This window comes from Neisseria sp. 83E34, from assembly GCF_001308015.1.
Classification (GTDB): Bacteria; Pseudomonadota; Gammaproteobacteria; order Burkholderiales; family Neisseriaceae; genus Neisseria.
The window spans coordinates 24,750-38,880 of record NZ_LGYH01000006.1 but is presented as its reverse complement, the minus strand read 5'-3'; the positions used below and the strand labels follow the sequence as shown (position 1 = coordinate 38,880).

Below are 14,131 nucleotides of genomic sequence, written 5' to 3'. Positions count from 1 at the left end.
TAGCGTGGCAGGTTTTCAGACAGGCATTGTTTTATTAAGCCGTATTATTTACCTAAAGCGCTTAATACTTCGGCTTTTACGGTTTCAACGGGCTGTGTGCCGTCAACTTTGATGTATTTGGGCGCGTGTTCTCCGGTAAGCTGGCTGTAGAAACCTACCAACACTTCGGTTTGCTCGTGGTAAACATCCAAGCGTTTTTTAACAACTTCTTCTTTGTCGTCATCGCGCTGTATCAGGTCTTCTCCGGTTACATCATCTTTACCCTCGGCTTTGGGCGGATTGTGTTTGATGTGGTATGTGCGGCCTGATGGCAGGTGCACACGGCGGCCGCTCATGCGCTCTACAATCACGCTGTCGGGCACATCGATTTCAACCACGGCGTCTAAATCCACGCCGGCTTCCACCATGGCTTCTGCTTGTGCAAGTGTGCGTGGGAAACCGTCGAACAGGAAACCGTTTTTGCAATCGTCTTGAGTGATGCGCTCTTTCACCATGCCGATGATAATGTCGTCGCGTACAAGCCCGCCTTCATCAATGATTTTTTTTGCTTCCAAGCCAAGCGGCGTACCGGCTTTGATGGCAGCGCGCAACATATCTCCGGTGGAGATTTGCGGGATGCCGAATGCGGCGGTGATGAATTGGGCTTGAGTGCCTTTGCCTGCGCCGGGAGCGCCGAGTAGTAATACTTTCATGAGGGTTCCTTTGTGGATTAAATGATGCGACACTTGTTAGTATGTCCATAAACTTAATAATCGGGCTTGAGGGCTTGTATCATCAGGTTTACGGTTATAAGGGATTAGTTTGCTGCGAACGCGGCGCGCACACGGTCTAAATCTTCTTGCGTATCAACACCTGCTGCGGGCGCTTCTTTTGCAATACCTACGGCAATCTGGTGCCCGTGCCACAATACGCGGAGCTGCTCCAGCGATTCGATATGCTCAATCGGAGAATCGGCCATTTGTGCGTAGCTTTGCAAGAAGCCTGCGCGGTAGGCGTAAATGCCGATATGGCGAAGCGGCGCGGCTTGCGGCAGGGCGGTTGAGCCTTCGCGCATGCTGTCGCGCGGATAAGGAATTGGGGCGCGGCTGAAATAGAGCGCGTTGTGGTTCTTATCAAGCACGACTTTCACGACATTCGGGTTCATGAATTCTTCAAAGTTGTGGATTTCGTGCGCGGCGGTGGCCATTTGTGCATTGTTTTCCACCAAGATTTCTGCTGTTCGGTTGATCAGTTCGGGCGCAATCAACGGCTCGTCGCCTTGCACGTTTACGACAATGGTGTCTTGGGGCAAGCCGAGTTTTTCGGCAGCCTCTGCCAAGCGGTTGGTGCCGCTTTCGTGGCTGGCGGCGGTCATCACGGTTTCTATGCCATGAGCTTGGCAGGCGGCCTGAATGTCGGTGTGGTCGGTGGCGACAATGATGCGGCCCGCTGCGCTTTTGCGTGCTTGCTCGGCTACGCGCACAACCATCGGTTTGCCGTGGATATCGGCTAACGCTTTATTGGGGAGGCGGGAAGAAGCTAAACGGGCGGGGATGATAACGACAAACTGAGTCATGCGTGCAGCTCTTCTTCGGTTAGGGGGCGGGCTTCGTTTTCCAGCATATAGGGGATGCCGTCTTTAATCGGATAGGCCAACTTGCTTTGGCGGCACCACAATTCCTGCAAGTCGGCTTTGTATTCCAAAGGCGCTTTGCTGACGGGGCAGACCAAGATATCGAGGAATTTTTTTTCCATTTATATTGCTCTCTTAATTACAAACGTTTTTGCCGCAGACGATTTGATTGATATCGCGTTTCAATTTCGGGCCGTATTTTTGATCGAATTTTTCAAAATCACGCTCGAAAACGGCGGGGATGGTGGTCATCACGACTTCCATATATCGGGGTGTTTTGGCGTTGATGGATTGGCCGATAGGTGTGCTGTAAAAGGCAATCAGGGTGTCGACTTCTTCTTGGGTGTAGATGGTGCGGACGCTTTGGATGGTGAGGCGGCGGATTTCGGCACGGGTTTTTTTGTTATCCAGATTTTTGGTCATTTTTTGGATATATTGGTCGACTTTGGCTTTTACGGCATCTTGTTTTTCTGCAGGCACCTGATCAAGAGCTTGTTTCAATACGAGGGTGTTGGAGGCGACTGCGGGTATGCTTTTGAACGAATCATCCAAGATTTTATCGAATTGCTGCACTTCCAATAAGCGCTCCAGCGAGGCATCGCTAGGGGTGGCGGCATAAGTGAATGTGGCGGCGAACAAAAAAGTGGTTAAGGCTAATGCTTTTTTCATGGTTATGACTCTCTCTATTCGGATGGTCGTAATTTTAAATGTTGGATCACAAATGATGCCAGGTCGGGTTCGATTATCGCACAAACAGGTAAAACCCACACATTTTCCAAATGCCTGTCTGAAAGTTTTACGGCATCTTTTTCGGTAATCACAATTATATCTGCTTTTGGAAATTCAAACTGCGAAATATCGGCATGATCGGGCAAGGCAAGGGTTTGGCTGAGTTTCAAGCCCATGCCGGTAAGGGTATTGAAAAAACGCTCGGGTTTGGCGATGCCGGCAGCGGCAATGATATTGGCGTTTTTCGTGTCGCCGGGGTTCAGCTTTTGCTGTGGATTGCTCAAGCGGTAAATCGGCTGTGTTTCCAAGCGGCTGAAAAACAAAGGGTGGTTTTCAGACAGGCATGGTAAACGGGTGTGCGTGTTGCCGCCGCTGATTAATAAGGCATCTGCCGAAGCAAGGCGGGATAAAGGTTCGCGCAGGTTGCCGTTGGGCAGAAGGTCTAAATCCCGGCGGCCGGTATCGGCGGCGGGGAACACGATGATTTCCATGTCGCGTGCTAGGGCATAATGCTGCAAGCCGTCGTCGGCCACAATTAAATCAAGATTCGGATAGGCGGCCAATAAGGCTTTCCCGGCCTCGGCCCGCTTGGCGGCCACGGCGGTGGGCACACCGGTTTGGCGGTAGAGCAGCAGCGGTTCATCCCCCGCATCTTGGGCGGTGCTGTTGGGCGTTAGCACGTGCACTTCATTGTTTTTTCTGCCGTAGCCGCGGCTGATAATGCCTGTCTGAAAACCGCGTTGCTGCAATGAGGCAACCAAAGCAGCCACCACGGGCGTTTTGCCGGAGCCGCCTGCGTGGATGTTGCCTACAATTACCAGAGGTACGGCCAGTTTTTCGCAAGCGGTTTTTCCGGAAAGATAATGCTGCCGCCTGCGAGCGGCTATCAGACCGAACAGACGCGACAGAGGGCTCAGCAAGAAGCTGAGCCACGGTTTGGGGCGTTGCCAGTGTTGTTCGATAATCTGATGCAGTTTCGGCATGAAGGTTTGTGTTTGACAAGGTGGTGGCAAATTTTAAACGCGGGGTGGAGCAATGGCAATGTTATATGCGGATTGTTTCTTAAAGAATGCCTGTCTGAAAGATGTTCAGACAGGGCGCACGCTGCTGGAACGATAGGGCTGATTCGCTATATAATTATCGGTTTTCTAAGTTATTCATTTAAGGAAATCTGTGTCATGTGGTTCAAACAAATCAGTTTTTATCCTCTTAATAAAGACAAGCTGCCCGAATTGGAAACGCTTGCGGCCAAGCTTGAAGAAGCAGAATTTGCACCCTGCACGGGATTGGACTGGTTTAGCGAAGGCTTTACGGCACCGGTTTCGTTTTCACCGGAAGCCGTGTTCCCGGCCGATTATACTTGGCGCGTGGCTTTAAAAAAAGAAGAGAAAGTGTTGCCCGCTGGTGTAATTCGCGATATTTTGGACGAAAAAGTAGCCGAAATTCAAAACAATGAAGCGCGCAATGTCGGTCGCAAAGAAAAGCAGGAATTAAAGGAGCAAATTACCGATGATTTGCTGCCTCGCGCATTTACCCGCTCAAGCCGCACCCAAGCAATTTTTGATACCAAACATGGTTATCTGCTGGTCAATAACGCTTCCGCCACCAAAGCCGAAGGCATGTTAACCAAACTGCGCGAGGCGCTCGGCGGCTTGGAAGCCAGCCTGCCGAACACCAAACAATCGCCTGCCAGCCTGATGACGGAATGGCTTTTGCGCGGGGCTTGTGAAGGCGGCTTTCAGCTGGACAGCGATTGCGAACTAAAAGGCACGGGCGATGTGGCGCCTACGGTGAAGGTGTCGAAGCAGGATTTAACCGCAGATGAAGTAGTGCAGCATGTGAAAAACGGCAAAACCGTTACCCAGTTGGGCTTAGTGTGGCGCGAACAAATTGCCTTTATTCTCACGCAGGATTTTACGCTCAAGCGGATTCAATATCTGGATGTGATGCAGGAAGAAGCGGAAAGCCACGGTGATGATGCAGCCAGCCTTACCTTTGCCTCACAGATCTTGATGACGGAAGCCATCAGCACTATGCTGGAGGAATTGGTAGGCTATTTAGGCGGTTGGCAGGAATAATGTTTGCGAATGAGCCAAGCTGCTAAACAAGCGGCTGGTTGCAGCAACAAATTGCGATAGAGTAAGCTATGCTTGATATCCGACCTATTGAAAAACGGATTGCACGGATCGCCGTTTTAACACCTTTTATCCTGCTGCCGGCTTTGTACTTTTTTGTTCTTTCCTCTGCCGAATACCGCATAAGCGATATTGTTTGGTATTCTGTTATCAGCATTATTTGGGTGGTTTCCGCCTATATTGCCTACTGTTTTGCCAAATCTTCGGTGCGCCCGGCGGCAATTGCCTCGGCAGCTGTGGTTGCAACATGCTGGCAGGTTTTGATGCTGCTTTGGTATCGGTCGTTGATCCCGCAAGATTGTTGTGGAGATATGGGGCAAGGCATTGCTATACTGGTGAATTATACGACCAGTCTGATTGCTTGCATTGCCACTTTGATTGCGGTTTGGCGGAAACCGAAATTTCTCAAAAGGTCACCGCTTTCCGCCGCGCTCGGTGCGACGATACTTAGCGTATCCAGCTTTCCGTTAATGCTTTTGGCGGGTGGGTTATGGGCTTTCTTCGGAAGCGTGTTTTAGATGCGGACAGGTTGCGATTTGAATAACCGAAAAGAGGCTGTGATTAAGTTTAAAGTTATACAGGCCTTGAAAACAAGGAAACATTATGAGTATTAAATCCGATAAGTGGATACGCCGCATGAGCGAGCAACACGGTATGATTGAGCCGTTTGAGCCGAATCAGGTTAAAGAAGTAAACGGCCAGAAAATTATTTCTTACGGCACATCCAGCTACGGCTACGATATCCGTTGCGCCAATGAATTCAAAATTTTTACCAATATCAACAGCACGATTGTCGACCCGAAAAATTTCGATCCGAAAAACTTCGTAACCGTGGAAGACGATTGCTGCATCATCCCGCCGAATTCTTTTGCATTGGCGCGTACAGTGGAATATTTCCGCATACCGCGTAATGTGTTAACCGTTTGCCTGGGCAAATCCACTTACGCGCGTTGCGGCATTATTGTGAACGTTACGCCGTTTGAACCGGAATGGGAAGGTTATGTAACGCTGGAGTTTTCCAACACTACGCCGCTACCTGCTAAAATTTATGCGGGCGAAGGTGTGGCGCAGGTATTGTTTTTCGAGAGCGACGAAGTGTGCGAAACATCTTATAAAGACCGTAAAGGCAAATACATGGGCCAAACGGGTGTAACTTTGCCGAAAACCTGATTGATATGGTTGACTGACTATAATCAACTCACTTATATGATAACAACTCCATCATATTCGGACTTGCCCCGAGTATCTTGAGTTCCTGTAATGTTAGGAGATATTCGGATCAAGCCCGAGTATGAAGAGTGTACTATTTTTAGTTGATTCACCATATTTATTTTCCCGCCAAACAAATGCCTGTCTGAAACAACAGTTTTCAGACAGGCATTTTTGCATACTTACTTCTCACTAATAAGCTAAAGCGGTAGTTGCGTTTTGCAGCCCTTCGTTAAGCGATTGGAGCATGGCAGGGTAGCCGTCGCCTTGTTGCGGCGTTTCTATATTGAAGTTGCGGCCTTTGCCGTTGGGCCATACGGTGTAGCCTTTCACTACAGTGTGGCCTTTGTATGAGCCGTTAAATGCTTCGATGTAGATTTTCAAGGTTTGGCTGCTGTTGGTACGGTGCGCGGGTATGTAGCGGTTTTGAGGATTTTGCCGGTTTAGTTTATTGGCAAAACTGGCTGCAAGCGCTTGGTCGAGTGGGGCGGCCCATAGATTGTTGCGGGCAAAATTGAGGCTTAGCGCGTCAGTTTGGTAAACGAGGCCGCCGTTGTTCAGCGGCTCAGCCAGGATAACTTGCACGGCGATTTCGTTGCCGCTGCCCAGCGGCAGTTCAAACTGGCTGTCGGGCAGGGTGTAATATTGGGTGGCCACAGGCGTGCTGCATGCGCCCAGCATGAATGTGGTGAGTGCGGCGGCGAGCAGTTTGTTCATTTAGCGGCTTCCTTTCGGGATGGGGTCTTTTGCATTTTGATTGAAAATCAATGAATTTGGTTTTTCTTTCAAGGTGTTGAGCACAGGCTGGGCTTCACGCATGGTTTTATCCAAGCTGCGCAGCGTGTTTTGTACATCTTGGTAAACAGGCGATTGCGGCGATACGCCTTGTAAGGTCTGGCGCAATTCATTTAGTGTTTTGTTCAATTCCGCCGGAATCTGCTGGGTTTGCGGCTTGCTGATAAGCTTGTTGGCGGAATTGAGGGTGGCCTTCAATTCTTTCAGACTGGCATTGAGTTCGCCTACGGTATTTTCCAGCGGCAGTTTGTTGAATTTATCAAGCAACTTGCCGATTTGGGCTTGCAAGTCGTCCAAACCGCCTCCGCCTTGTGTAGCGATAACGATATTGCCGTTGTAGTCGGCAAACGGTTTGAGCTTGGTATCTGCAGGCGCGTCGGTCAGCTCAATCATTTTGCTGCCCAAAATCAGATTGTTGCTGGAAAGTGTGGCATTAAGGCCTTTATTAAGCGCTTGCTGGAGCTGGTTTTGCCAATGGGCTTTGCTTTGCGGCTCTGCATTGGTTTCGATGCGCGAGGGATCAATGCGCAGGCGCACGGGAATCCAGCCGTTTTGAAACAGGCGGGTGCTGTCGTTATGTGCAAAATAGGGTACGTCGGTTACGCTGCCGATATTGATGCCTTTGTATTCGACCGGTGAACCTGCGCTCAGGCCGCGTACGGAATTTTTGAAAAAGGCTACGTAATATATCGCGCGTTCGTCGGGCAGGTTTTCGATTTGGGCCAGATTGTTGTAAAGCTCAAATGTGTCTTCATTGGATGCGGGTTTGTTTTGGCCTTTCGGGGTTCGGAAGGCGATGGCGCCGGACAGAAGGGTGTAGATGGGGGCACTGTCGATTTTGATGCCGCTGCCGGTGGTTTGAATGTTGACACCGCTTTCCAACCAAAATTGGCTGCCTGCGTTAATCAACTTGTCGTTGGGGCTATACACGAAAATAGTGTAGTTAACGGTTTGGGTGTCCGGGTCGAATTTGGCGGTTTCAATCTGGCCGACGTTGAATCCTTCATACAGAATAGGGCTGCCTACACTCAACATTTTGCTGTTGTCTCCAATCAGGTGCAGGCGCAGGCCGTTTTGGCCGATGGCGGTAATCGGTGGGATATCGGAGACTTTGAATACGCTCTCGCTTTTTTCAGACGAGCCCGGTGTGAACGCGATATAAGAGCCGGATACCAAAGTGTTCAAGCCTGAAATGCCGCTTTGGTCGATACGCGGTTTTACCACCCAAAATTGTGTGTCTTCTCGCATCATGTCTTTGGCGTCGAGATTGAGGCGCGCAGTGATTTCAACACCTTTTCGGTCGTCGCGCAGGCGAATGCGGGTAACACGGCCTACATCTACGCTGAGCACTTTAATCACGGTGGTATTGACTTCGATACCGTCGGCGCTGTCCATCAAAAGAGTGATTTCAGGGCCGGTTTTGCGGATGTTTTGAATTAACAGCCATGAGCCGGTAAGCAACGCAAGCAGCGGTACGATCCACACGAAAGAGGAAAATGTGGTGTTTTTTTTCACTCGGGCCGGAATGGGCTTGGGAGATTGTTCATTCATGGGCATGTTTTAATTTTGATAAATCGGTTTGACTTTGATGATGTTTGTCCCACAGTAGGCGGGAGTCGAAAAAGTGCGCGGAAAGCATGGTCAAAAGTACGACCAGGCAGAAATAAATTGCGGCCGGGCCGGGCAGAACGCGTGCCATCGGTGTATGGAACGCGCTCATCAGAATAATAATCACAAAAATATCAATCATCGACCAACGGCCGATAGATTCCGTAATGCGGTAAGTTAACGACATTTTATTGATGGAAGCCGGCAAACCGAAGTGTGCCGACAGTATCAATACAGACATGCTGAGAATTTTCAATATCGGTACGGCAATGCTGGCGCTGAAAATAATCACGGCAATCAGCCGGTCGCCGTCATCCCACATATAAATGATTCCGCTCATGATGGTGCTGATTTCCAAAGCGGTGGGGTTGGAAGAAATCATGATCGGAAATGTATTGGCAGGAATATATAAAATCATGGCCGCCAGCAGGAAAGCGCTTGAGATTTTTAGGCTTTTGGGGCGGCGGGAAAAAAGTGTGGTGCCGCACACGCCGCATTCATGCTCACTTTCGGGGCGGAAATAAAGGCAGCGGCTGCAACAAATTTGATGGCGGCTGTTTTGTTCGATGGGTGAGCGGCCAATCAGAAGGTGAATCTGGTAATACACCCAGTGCTGAGGCACCGACACGGATGTGCGTATCAGTAAAACAGCGAATATCAGCATCAGCCAAAAGGAAGGGCCGAATGTAACGAGAGCCACGCTTTGAAGTTTGATATAAGCGACCAGGGTGGAAATAAAAAACACATCTACCATAATCCACTCGCGCAAGCGAACCATTGTGCGTGTGGCGTACAGCAGGGCGGGTACGTGGGTTTGCAAATGCAGCGCGGTAAAAACGTAAGTGCAGAGCACCAAAAACAATAAGGGTGTACCGAAAGTTAAAATAAACATCACCTCGGCCAGCACGCCGAAATCCTGCAAAATCAGAGTTTTTACCATCGAGGGGAAGGAGAGTTCCGAATACACGCCTACACCGGGCATTTCCACGGTAATAAACATCTGTGTATATACAATGGCCATGATAATCAGCGAGCCGATTGCAAAACAGAGTGGGGCGAGAAAAGGATTGGCCTCCACGCGTGCCAGCCGATAGCCGCAACGCGGACAACAGCATTCCTGCCCCTGTGACAGGCGCGGCATGTCAACCCGCTGCCCGCATTCGGGGCAGTCTAGTGTGTGCTCGGGCAGCGTGGCATATTGCTTGAAGCCTTTAAGCCGCCATAAACGCTGGTAAGTTTCGATTTTTCGGTATCGGAACATGTGGGCTGGACCGGAAAAAATGAATGTGTATTATAACTTAAATTAGTATGGTGTGTTTTTGCAAACGGCATCTTTAAATTTGGCAAATGCCTGTCTGAAAATTTTTTCAGACAGGCATTTATTATTTTTTGCGTTTGGCTCTCGGATGGGCTTCGTCATAAATTTTAGCCAAATGGTCGAAATCCAGTTTCGTGTAGATTTGAGTGGTGGAAAGATTGCTGTGCCCCAGCAGCTCTTGCACGGCGCGGATGTTTTGGGAGGATTGCAGAATATGGCTGGCATAGCTGTGGCGCAGCATGTGGGGGAACAAATGTTGCGTGCTGCCTTGTGCTGCCGCCCAATCCCGCAGGCGGTTTCGGATTTGCCGTTGGCCCAGCCGGCGCCCGTTGCGGTTGGTAAACAGGGCGGTTTCGCCGGCAATGGCTTGCCGGTATGCAAGGTAGGCTTGCAGGGCTATGATGCTTTTGCTGCCTAAAGGTACGCTGCGCTCTTTGCTGCCTTTGCCCAGTACGCGCACCCAGCCGGCTTCGAGCATGATGTCGCCCAGATTCAGGCCGCTTACTTCGCTCAACCGCAGGCCGCTGCCATACATTAATTCAAATATGGCTTTGTCGCGCAGTTGGAGCGTTTCACGGTCTGTATCGCTGTCGAGCATAAGGTTTAGCGCTTCCTGCTCTACCGCTTTAGGCAGCCGTTCCGGCGCTTTGGGAGCTTTGAGGTTCTGGGTGGGGTCGCTTTGCAATAAACCTTGCCGCACCAGCCAGCCGCAATATTGCCGCCAAGTGGAAAGTTTGCGCGCCATGCTGCGGGGATGGCTGTTTTGCAGGGAAAGTTTTTTAAGGGCGGCAACAAAATGGCGGCGGCTTGGCGGCTGGGTGGCGGCATCTTCGGGCAGCAATGCGGCAAGCTGCGCCAAGTCGCGACGGTAGGCATCGAGCGTGTGCACCGATTTGCCTGCTTGTTGCAGGGTTTTCAGATAGGCATCCTGATAATCGAGCAGAGGCTGGGACATAAACAATGCCTGTCTGAAAATGTTTAGGCAAGGCTGACTTCGATTTCGAGGTCGGTCAGGTCAAGCTGCCAATGCTGCATGATGTGGCGGAACAGCGCCAGCTCGGCATTGTTGAGGGCATTGTCGCTTTTGCAAATGCGCAGGGCGGTGGCTAAAGTGTTGATACGCTCGCTGCGGCCGTTTACTTCTTGGAGCAGTGTGTTGACGCGTTCGGGTTGCAGCAGATTGATGCGCTGGCCTTGAGTGTCGGAAACGATGTCTTCCAGATAATGGGCGAGCACGGTCATGAATTCCTGTTGGTTCAGGCCGATGGCCTCGTAAAGCGCGGGTTGCAGCTCGGCAAACTCGCTGGCATCAATATCACTGTCGGCCATGATGCACATGCACACGATGCGGGCCATGGCTTCGGGGCTGTCGACGGTGTAGGTTCTCATAAAAGTATTCCTTATATTATGTGTGTTGTGTATGTTTTGTATTTTCAGACAGGCATCAGAATCATGCGGAGCGTCTCGGGCAGCCTGCTGACTTTTTGTGCGGCATAGTCGAATGAAACCATGCCGGTTTGAATTTTAGCAATGGTTTTACCGTCTTTGGGGCGGCTGATGCGGTAAAACAGGGTAAAACCGCTTCGGCTGATATTGCCCGCGGCAAGTTCGATAAGCAATTCGTCCCCATGGCGGGCTTGGGCGGTGTATTGCAAGGCGGCTTCGTTCATAATCAGCCCGGCGCCGCCTGCATCCAGCTCGGTCAAGCCGTGGGTTGCCAGCCAGCGGATGCGGGCTTCATGGCACAGGCGCAATACGGCATCGTTGGCCAGATGGTTGCCGTAGTTGATATCGCCGATTTGTACGGTAACGGATGTTTGAAACAGGGGAACGTCGGGAAAACCGATGTTTATGGCGGGCATTTGCGGCTCCGTAATGATTTTGATAAAAATATTAGCATTTATTTGAGTTAAGTGGGTGGTATGAGGGTAGTTTTGTGTTAAGCCGAAATAAATAAAAATTATTTTTTCATGTGTTTATAGCGAAAAGGAGATTTGCTATGTATCGTAAAATCTGTGCTTTGATAGATGGTAGCGCTGCTTCTATGCGTGCTTTGGATGAGGCGGTTAAGATGGCGAAAATGAGCGGTGCTTCGATTTTGGCACTGCATGTGGTGGATCTGCTCAGAATCGAACGTGAAAATGTGATGGTGTGGGAGGGGGAAGCGCTGAATGTAAAAGTGCAGGAAGCGGCTCAAAAGATAATGGACGATGCGAAACGTGCGGTAGCAGGTTCGGGCGTGACTTTTGAAAGCAAGGTTCTGGCGAATCCGGGCGAGAAAATCGAGGATGTGTTGCTGGATGAGGTGGAGGATTCCGAGTGCGACGTAATCGCAATGGGAACGCACGGTTACACCGGTATGATGAATTTGCTGCTGGGTTCGGTGGCTACGGGCATTTTGCGTAAAACCAATGTGCCGGTGTTGTTGGTGCGTGTGCCTGATTAAAATGTAATCCGTTTAAACAGTAAATAAAATGCCTGTCTGAACATTCGAATTTTTTGAACTTTCAGACAGGCATTGTTTATTGCCGGTTATTTTCGGAGCAGTAAGGTGCTTTCTTTAAGGTTGCCGAGGCTGATGTTGATGATGACCGGGGCAATCTCGTTGATTTTGAAGCTGCCGGGAGAAAACAGCCATTGGTTGATCAGGCCACTGATAAGGGATTGAAGGTAAATCACGGCCAGCTCCACATTTAAATTTTCGGGTAGTGATTTTTGTTTCAGACAGGCATTGAGTGTGTCGGAAAGTTGGGTCCGCCACATATTCTGATAGCTTTTCATCAGATTTACGATGGCTTGGTTCTGCTCGGTATGTTCGCATTTTAAGTGGAGGATATTGCAGAATTTTCTATGCATTTCATTGTGTTCGATGCGTTCGCATACGTTGAGTAAGGCTGTGTGCAAAGCAGCCCAGATATCAACGGAATCGTTTTGGATGTCTTGCTCCAGCTCGCGGTTGATGTCGGAAAAGATATGCTGGAATAGGGCATCGAATAAATCTTCTTTGTTTTTGAAATGCCAATACAGCGCACCGCGGGTTACCCCTGCGTTGTGTGCGATTTCGTTAAGTGAAGAGCGTGATACGCCTTTTTGATAAAAGGTATCCAGTGCCGAAAGCATCAGATACTCGCGGGTTTTTAAGGCTTCTGCTTTGATTTTTCTCATGAATATATCTTTATTTAGACAACAGTAGGGAGTGGCTTGCAAGAATGGGATTATAAAAAATAACTTTATTACATGCAAGCATGTATGTATAATGCTTCAAACAAATTTTAACTATATTGCATGAATTAACCTGAAAAGTTTCAGACAGGCATGTAGAGTGAGGTTTGGATTTTTCATTAGATTCGGTTGGGAGCTGCATTTTCAGGCGAGTCTCAAAAAGTTTCATTTCCTCAATGGATTCATTTTATAAAGCAGGGTATATACATGGCTTTAATCAAGACTCAAACAAAAGTTTGGCGAATGGTGGGATTGGTTGCGGCAGTTATGTTGGCTGTTTCGGCTTGTAGCGGTCAGAAAGAAGAGGATGCACCGCCTAAAGGTGCGGCGCAGGATGAAGGGAAGCCTGCACAACAGGGCAAAGGCGGACAACCTCCCGCTCCGGTAGTGGGCGTGGTAACTGTGAAACCGTCAACCGAAACCATCAGCACTGATTTGCCCGCCCGTTTGGAGTCGCGCCGTTCGGCCGAAGTGCGTGCGCAGGTTGGCGGTATTATTAAAAAGCGCTTGTTCAAAGAAGGCAGTTATGTGCGTGCAGGTCAGGCACTTTATCAGGTGGATGATGCCACTTATCAGGTCGGCTTGGAAAGCGCGCGTGCACAACTGGCTTCGGCTCAGGCTTCGCTGGCTAAAGCCAACTCGGATGTAGCGCGTTACCGTCCGTTGGTGCAGGCCGATGCAGTGAGTAAACAGGAATTTGACGCGGCTGTTGCCGCCCAGCGTGCGGCGCAGGCCAGTGTGAAATCTGCTAAAGCCGCCATTAAATCGGCACAAATCAACGTGAACTATTCACGTATTACAGCACCGATTTCAGGCTATATAGGCCAGGCGCTGGTATCAGAAGGTACTTTGGTAAATGCAGGCGATCCCACAATTTTGGCGCGCATTCAACAAACAGACCCTATGTATGTCAACATTACCCAATCGGCTGATGCCATTATGAAAATGAAGCAGCAAATGGCAGAGGGCAGGATTCAGATGGTAGAGGGCAGCGTGCCGGTAACGGTGTTGTTGGATAACGGTACGGAATATCCGCATAAAGGCCGTTTGATTTTTGCTGACCCGACCGTGAATGAAACGACCGGACAAGTGACTATCCGCGCCGAAGTACCTAATCCCGACGATATATTAATGCCGGGTTTGTACGTGCGTGTCAAACTGCCGCAGGCCAATATTGCTAATTCATTTGCGGTGCCGCAGCAGGCTGTAACGCGAGGGCAGAAAGATACGGTTATGATTGTGAATGCTCAGGGCGGTATGGAGCCGCGCGAGGTAACCGTGTCCGGCCGAGACGGCAGTAATTGGATTATTACAGCCGGTTTGAAAGCCGGAGATAAAGTGATTGTGGATGGTTTATCGATTGCCGGCATGATGCAGGCGAAGAAGGTTACGCCGAAAGAATGGCAGCCCGGCAAGCAAGAAAAGATGCAGCAGGCGGCATCTGCTCCGGCTGCGGCTCCAAAGGCTTCTGAGCCGAAAGCTGCATCTGCTGCAAAACAATAA

The 14,131-nt window shown here is 49.9% G+C and carries 17 protein-coding genes; 5 read left to right on the top strand and 12 right to left on the bottom strand.

Features of this window, described 5'->3' with window-relative positions; genetic code table 11:
- Positions 1-44: 44 nt before the first annotated feature.
- The 5 genes from adk to lpxK all read right to left on the bottom strand — a co-directional run bounded on the left by adk (position 45) and on the right by lpxK (position 3,324).
- Positions 45-692, bottom strand: coding sequence for an adenylate kinase (gene adk, locus AKG09_RS07215; RefSeq protein WP_054618784.1), 648 nt, complete (start codon positions 690-692; stop codon positions 45-47).
- Positions 693-796: 104 nt separating this feature from the next.
- Complete coding sequence (gene kdsB / locus AKG09_RS07210) at positions 797-1,555, bottom strand: 3-deoxy-manno-octulosonate cytidylyltransferase (RefSeq protein WP_054618783.1); 759 nt, start codon at positions 1,553-1,555, stop codon at positions 797-799.
- Positions 1,552-1,734 carry a Trm112 family protein gene (locus tag AKG09_RS07205; RefSeq protein WP_009116524.1) on the bottom strand — a complete coding sequence of 61 codons (183 nt, stop codon included), beginning with the start codon at positions 1,732-1,734 and terminating at the stop codon, positions 1,552-1,554. The genes kdsB and AKG09_RS07205 overlap by 4 nt, the downstream gene beginning before the upstream one ends.
- A gap of 13 nt (positions 1,735-1,747) precedes the next feature.
- Positions 1,748-2,281 carry a DUF2059 domain-containing protein gene (locus tag AKG09_RS07200; protein ID WP_054618782.1) on the bottom strand — a complete coding sequence of 178 codons (534 nt, stop codon included), beginning with the start codon at positions 2,279-2,281 and terminating at the stop codon, positions 1,748-1,750.
- Between the two features lie 14 nt (positions 2,282-2,295).
- Positions 2,296-3,324 carry a tetraacyldisaccharide 4'-kinase gene (gene lpxK / locus AKG09_RS07195; protein ID WP_054618781.1) on the bottom strand — a complete coding sequence of 343 codons (1,029 nt, stop codon included), beginning with the start codon at positions 3,322-3,324 and terminating at the stop codon, positions 2,296-2,298.
- Positions 3,325-3,519: 195 nt separating this feature from the next.
- Here lpxK and AKG09_RS07190 point away from each other — a divergent pair, with 195 nt between their 5' ends.
- From AKG09_RS07190 to dcd, 3 genes are all read left to right on the top strand, one after another.
- The gene (locus AKG09_RS07190; protein ID WP_054618780.1) at positions 3,520-4,419 is read left to right on the top strand and encodes a recombination-associated protein RdgC; all 900 of its coding nucleotides are present in this window, start codon (positions 3,520-3,522) and stop codon (positions 4,417-4,419) included.
- Between the two features lie 68 nt (positions 4,420-4,487).
- A complete protein-coding gene (locus AKG09_RS07185; RefSeq protein ID WP_054618779.1) occupies positions 4,488-4,994 on the top strand; it encodes a hypothetical protein in 507 nt (168 codons plus the stop codon).
- 85 nt (positions 4,995-5,079) lie between these two features.
- Positions 5,080-5,646, top strand: a complete 567-nt coding sequence (dcd, locus tag AKG09_RS07180) for a dCTP deaminase (RefSeq protein ID WP_054618778.1) — start codon at positions 5,080-5,082, stop codon at positions 5,644-5,646.
- A 231-nt stretch (positions 5,647-5,877) separates the two neighbouring features.
- Here dcd and AKG09_RS07175 read toward each other — a convergent pair whose 3' ends face one another.
- From AKG09_RS07175 to AKG09_RS07150, 6 genes are all read right to left on the bottom strand, one after another.
- Positions 5,878-6,402 (bottom strand): membrane integrity-associated transporter subunit PqiC, encoded by a 525-nt coding sequence (locus tag AKG09_RS07175; protein ID WP_054618777.1) that lies wholly within the window; start codon positions 6,400-6,402, stop codon positions 5,878-5,880.
- A complete protein-coding gene (gene pqiB / locus AKG09_RS07170; protein WP_054618776.1) occupies positions 6,403-8,031 on the bottom strand; it encodes an intermembrane transport protein PqiB in 1,629 nt (542 codons plus the stop codon).
- Positions 8,024-9,349: a paraquat-inducible protein A gene (locus tag AKG09_RS07165; RefSeq protein ID WP_197272128.1), complete on the bottom strand. Its 1,326-nt coding sequence runs from the start codon at positions 9,347-9,349 to the stop codon at positions 8,024-8,026. Before AKG09_RS07165 ends, pqiB begins: the two co-directional genes overlap by 8 nt.
- Positions 9,350-9,470: 121 nt before the next feature.
- Complete coding sequence (locus tag AKG09_RS07160; RefSeq protein WP_054618775.1) at positions 9,471-10,361, bottom strand: tyrosine-type recombinase/integrase; 891 nt, start codon at positions 10,359-10,361, stop codon at positions 9,471-9,473.
- 23 nt (positions 10,362-10,384) lie between these two features.
- Entirely contained in the window at positions 10,385-10,795 is a 411-nt protein-coding gene (locus AKG09_RS07155) for a hypothetical protein (protein WP_054618774.1), read from the bottom strand.
- Between the two features lie 44 nt (positions 10,796-10,839).
- Positions 10,840-11,268, bottom strand: a complete 429-nt coding sequence (locus tag AKG09_RS07150) for a thioesterase family protein (RefSeq protein WP_054618773.1) — start codon at positions 11,266-11,268, stop codon at positions 10,840-10,842.
- A 137-nt stretch (positions 11,269-11,405) separates the two neighbouring features.
- On the opposite strand from AKG09_RS07150, the gene AKG09_RS07145 reads away from it, so the two are divergent.
- Positions 11,406-11,852, top strand: a complete 447-nt coding sequence (locus AKG09_RS07145) for a universal stress protein (protein WP_054618772.1) — start codon at positions 11,406-11,408, stop codon at positions 11,850-11,852.
- 86 nt (positions 11,853-11,938) lie between these two features.
- Here AKG09_RS07145 and AKG09_RS07140 read toward each other — a convergent pair whose 3' ends face one another.
- Positions 11,939-12,571, bottom strand: coding sequence for a TetR family transcriptional regulator (locus tag AKG09_RS07140; protein WP_054618771.1), 633 nt, complete (start codon positions 12,569-12,571; stop codon positions 11,939-11,941).
- A gap of 264 nt (positions 12,572-12,835) precedes the next feature.
- Between AKG09_RS07140 and AKG09_RS07135 the strand changes: the two genes are divergently transcribed.
- Positions 12,836-14,131, top strand: coding sequence for an efflux RND transporter periplasmic adaptor subunit (locus AKG09_RS07135; RefSeq protein WP_054618770.1), 1,296 nt, complete (start codon positions 12,836-12,838; stop codon positions 14,129-14,131).

Coding starts and splice junctions, on each gene's coding strand:
- AKG09_RS07135 (WP_054618770.1), top strand. CDS start 12,836: ATGGCTTTAATCAAGACTCAAACAAAAGTTTGGCGAATGGTGGGATTG.
- AKG09_RS07205 (WP_009116524.1), bottom strand. CDS start 1,734: ATGGAAAAAAAATTCCTCGATATCTTGGTCTGCCCCGTCAGCAAAGCG.
- AKG09_RS07200 (WP_054618782.1), bottom strand. CDS start 2,281: ATGAAAAAAGCATTAGCCTTAACCACTTTTTTGTTCGCCGCCACATTC.
- AKG09_RS07155 (WP_054618774.1), bottom strand. CDS start 10,795: ATGAGAACCTACACCGTCGACAGCCCCGAAGCCATGGCCCGCATCGTG.
- dcd (WP_054618778.1), top strand. CDS start 5,080: ATGAGTATTAAATCCGATAAGTGGATACGCCGCATGAGCGAGCAACAC.
- AKG09_RS07165 (WP_197272128.1), bottom strand. CDS start 9,349: ATGTTCCGATACCGAAAAATCGAAACTTACCAGCGTTTATGGCGGCTT.
- kdsB (WP_054618783.1), bottom strand. CDS start 1,555: ATGACTCAGTTTGTCGTTATCATCCCCGCCCGTTTAGCTTCTTCCCGC.
- AKG09_RS07175 (WP_054618777.1), bottom strand. CDS start 6,402: ATGAACAAACTGCTCGCCGCCGCACTCACCACATTCATGCTGGGCGCA.
- AKG09_RS07160 (WP_054618775.1), bottom strand. CDS start 10,361: ATGTCCCAGCCTCTGCTCGATTATCAGGATGCCTATCTGAAAACCCTG.
- AKG09_RS07150 (WP_054618773.1), bottom strand. CDS start 11,268: ATGCCCGCCATAAACATCGGTTTTCCCGACGTTCCCCTGTTTCAAACA.
- adk (WP_054618784.1), bottom strand. CDS start 692: ATGAAAGTATTACTACTCGGCGCTCCCGGCGCAGGCAAAGGCACTCAA.
- pqiB (WP_054618776.1), bottom strand. CDS start 8,031: ATGAATGAACAATCTCCCAAGCCCATTCCGGCCCGAGTGAAAAAAAAC.
- lpxK (WP_054618781.1), bottom strand. CDS start 3,324: ATGCCGAAACTGCATCAGATTATCGAACAACACTGGCAACGCCCCAAA.
- AKG09_RS07140 (WP_054618771.1), bottom strand. CDS start 12,571: ATGAGAAAAATCAAAGCAGAAGCCTTAAAAACCCGCGAGTATCTGATG.
- AKG09_RS07190 (WP_054618780.1), top strand. CDS start 3,520: ATGTGGTTCAAACAAATCAGTTTTTATCCTCTTAATAAAGACAAGCTG.
- AKG09_RS07185 (WP_054618779.1), top strand. CDS start 4,488: ATGCTTGATATCCGACCTATTGAAAAACGGATTGCACGGATCGCCGTT.
- AKG09_RS07145 (WP_054618772.1), top strand. CDS start 11,406: ATGTATCGTAAAATCTGTGCTTTGATAGATGGTAGCGCTGCTTCTATG.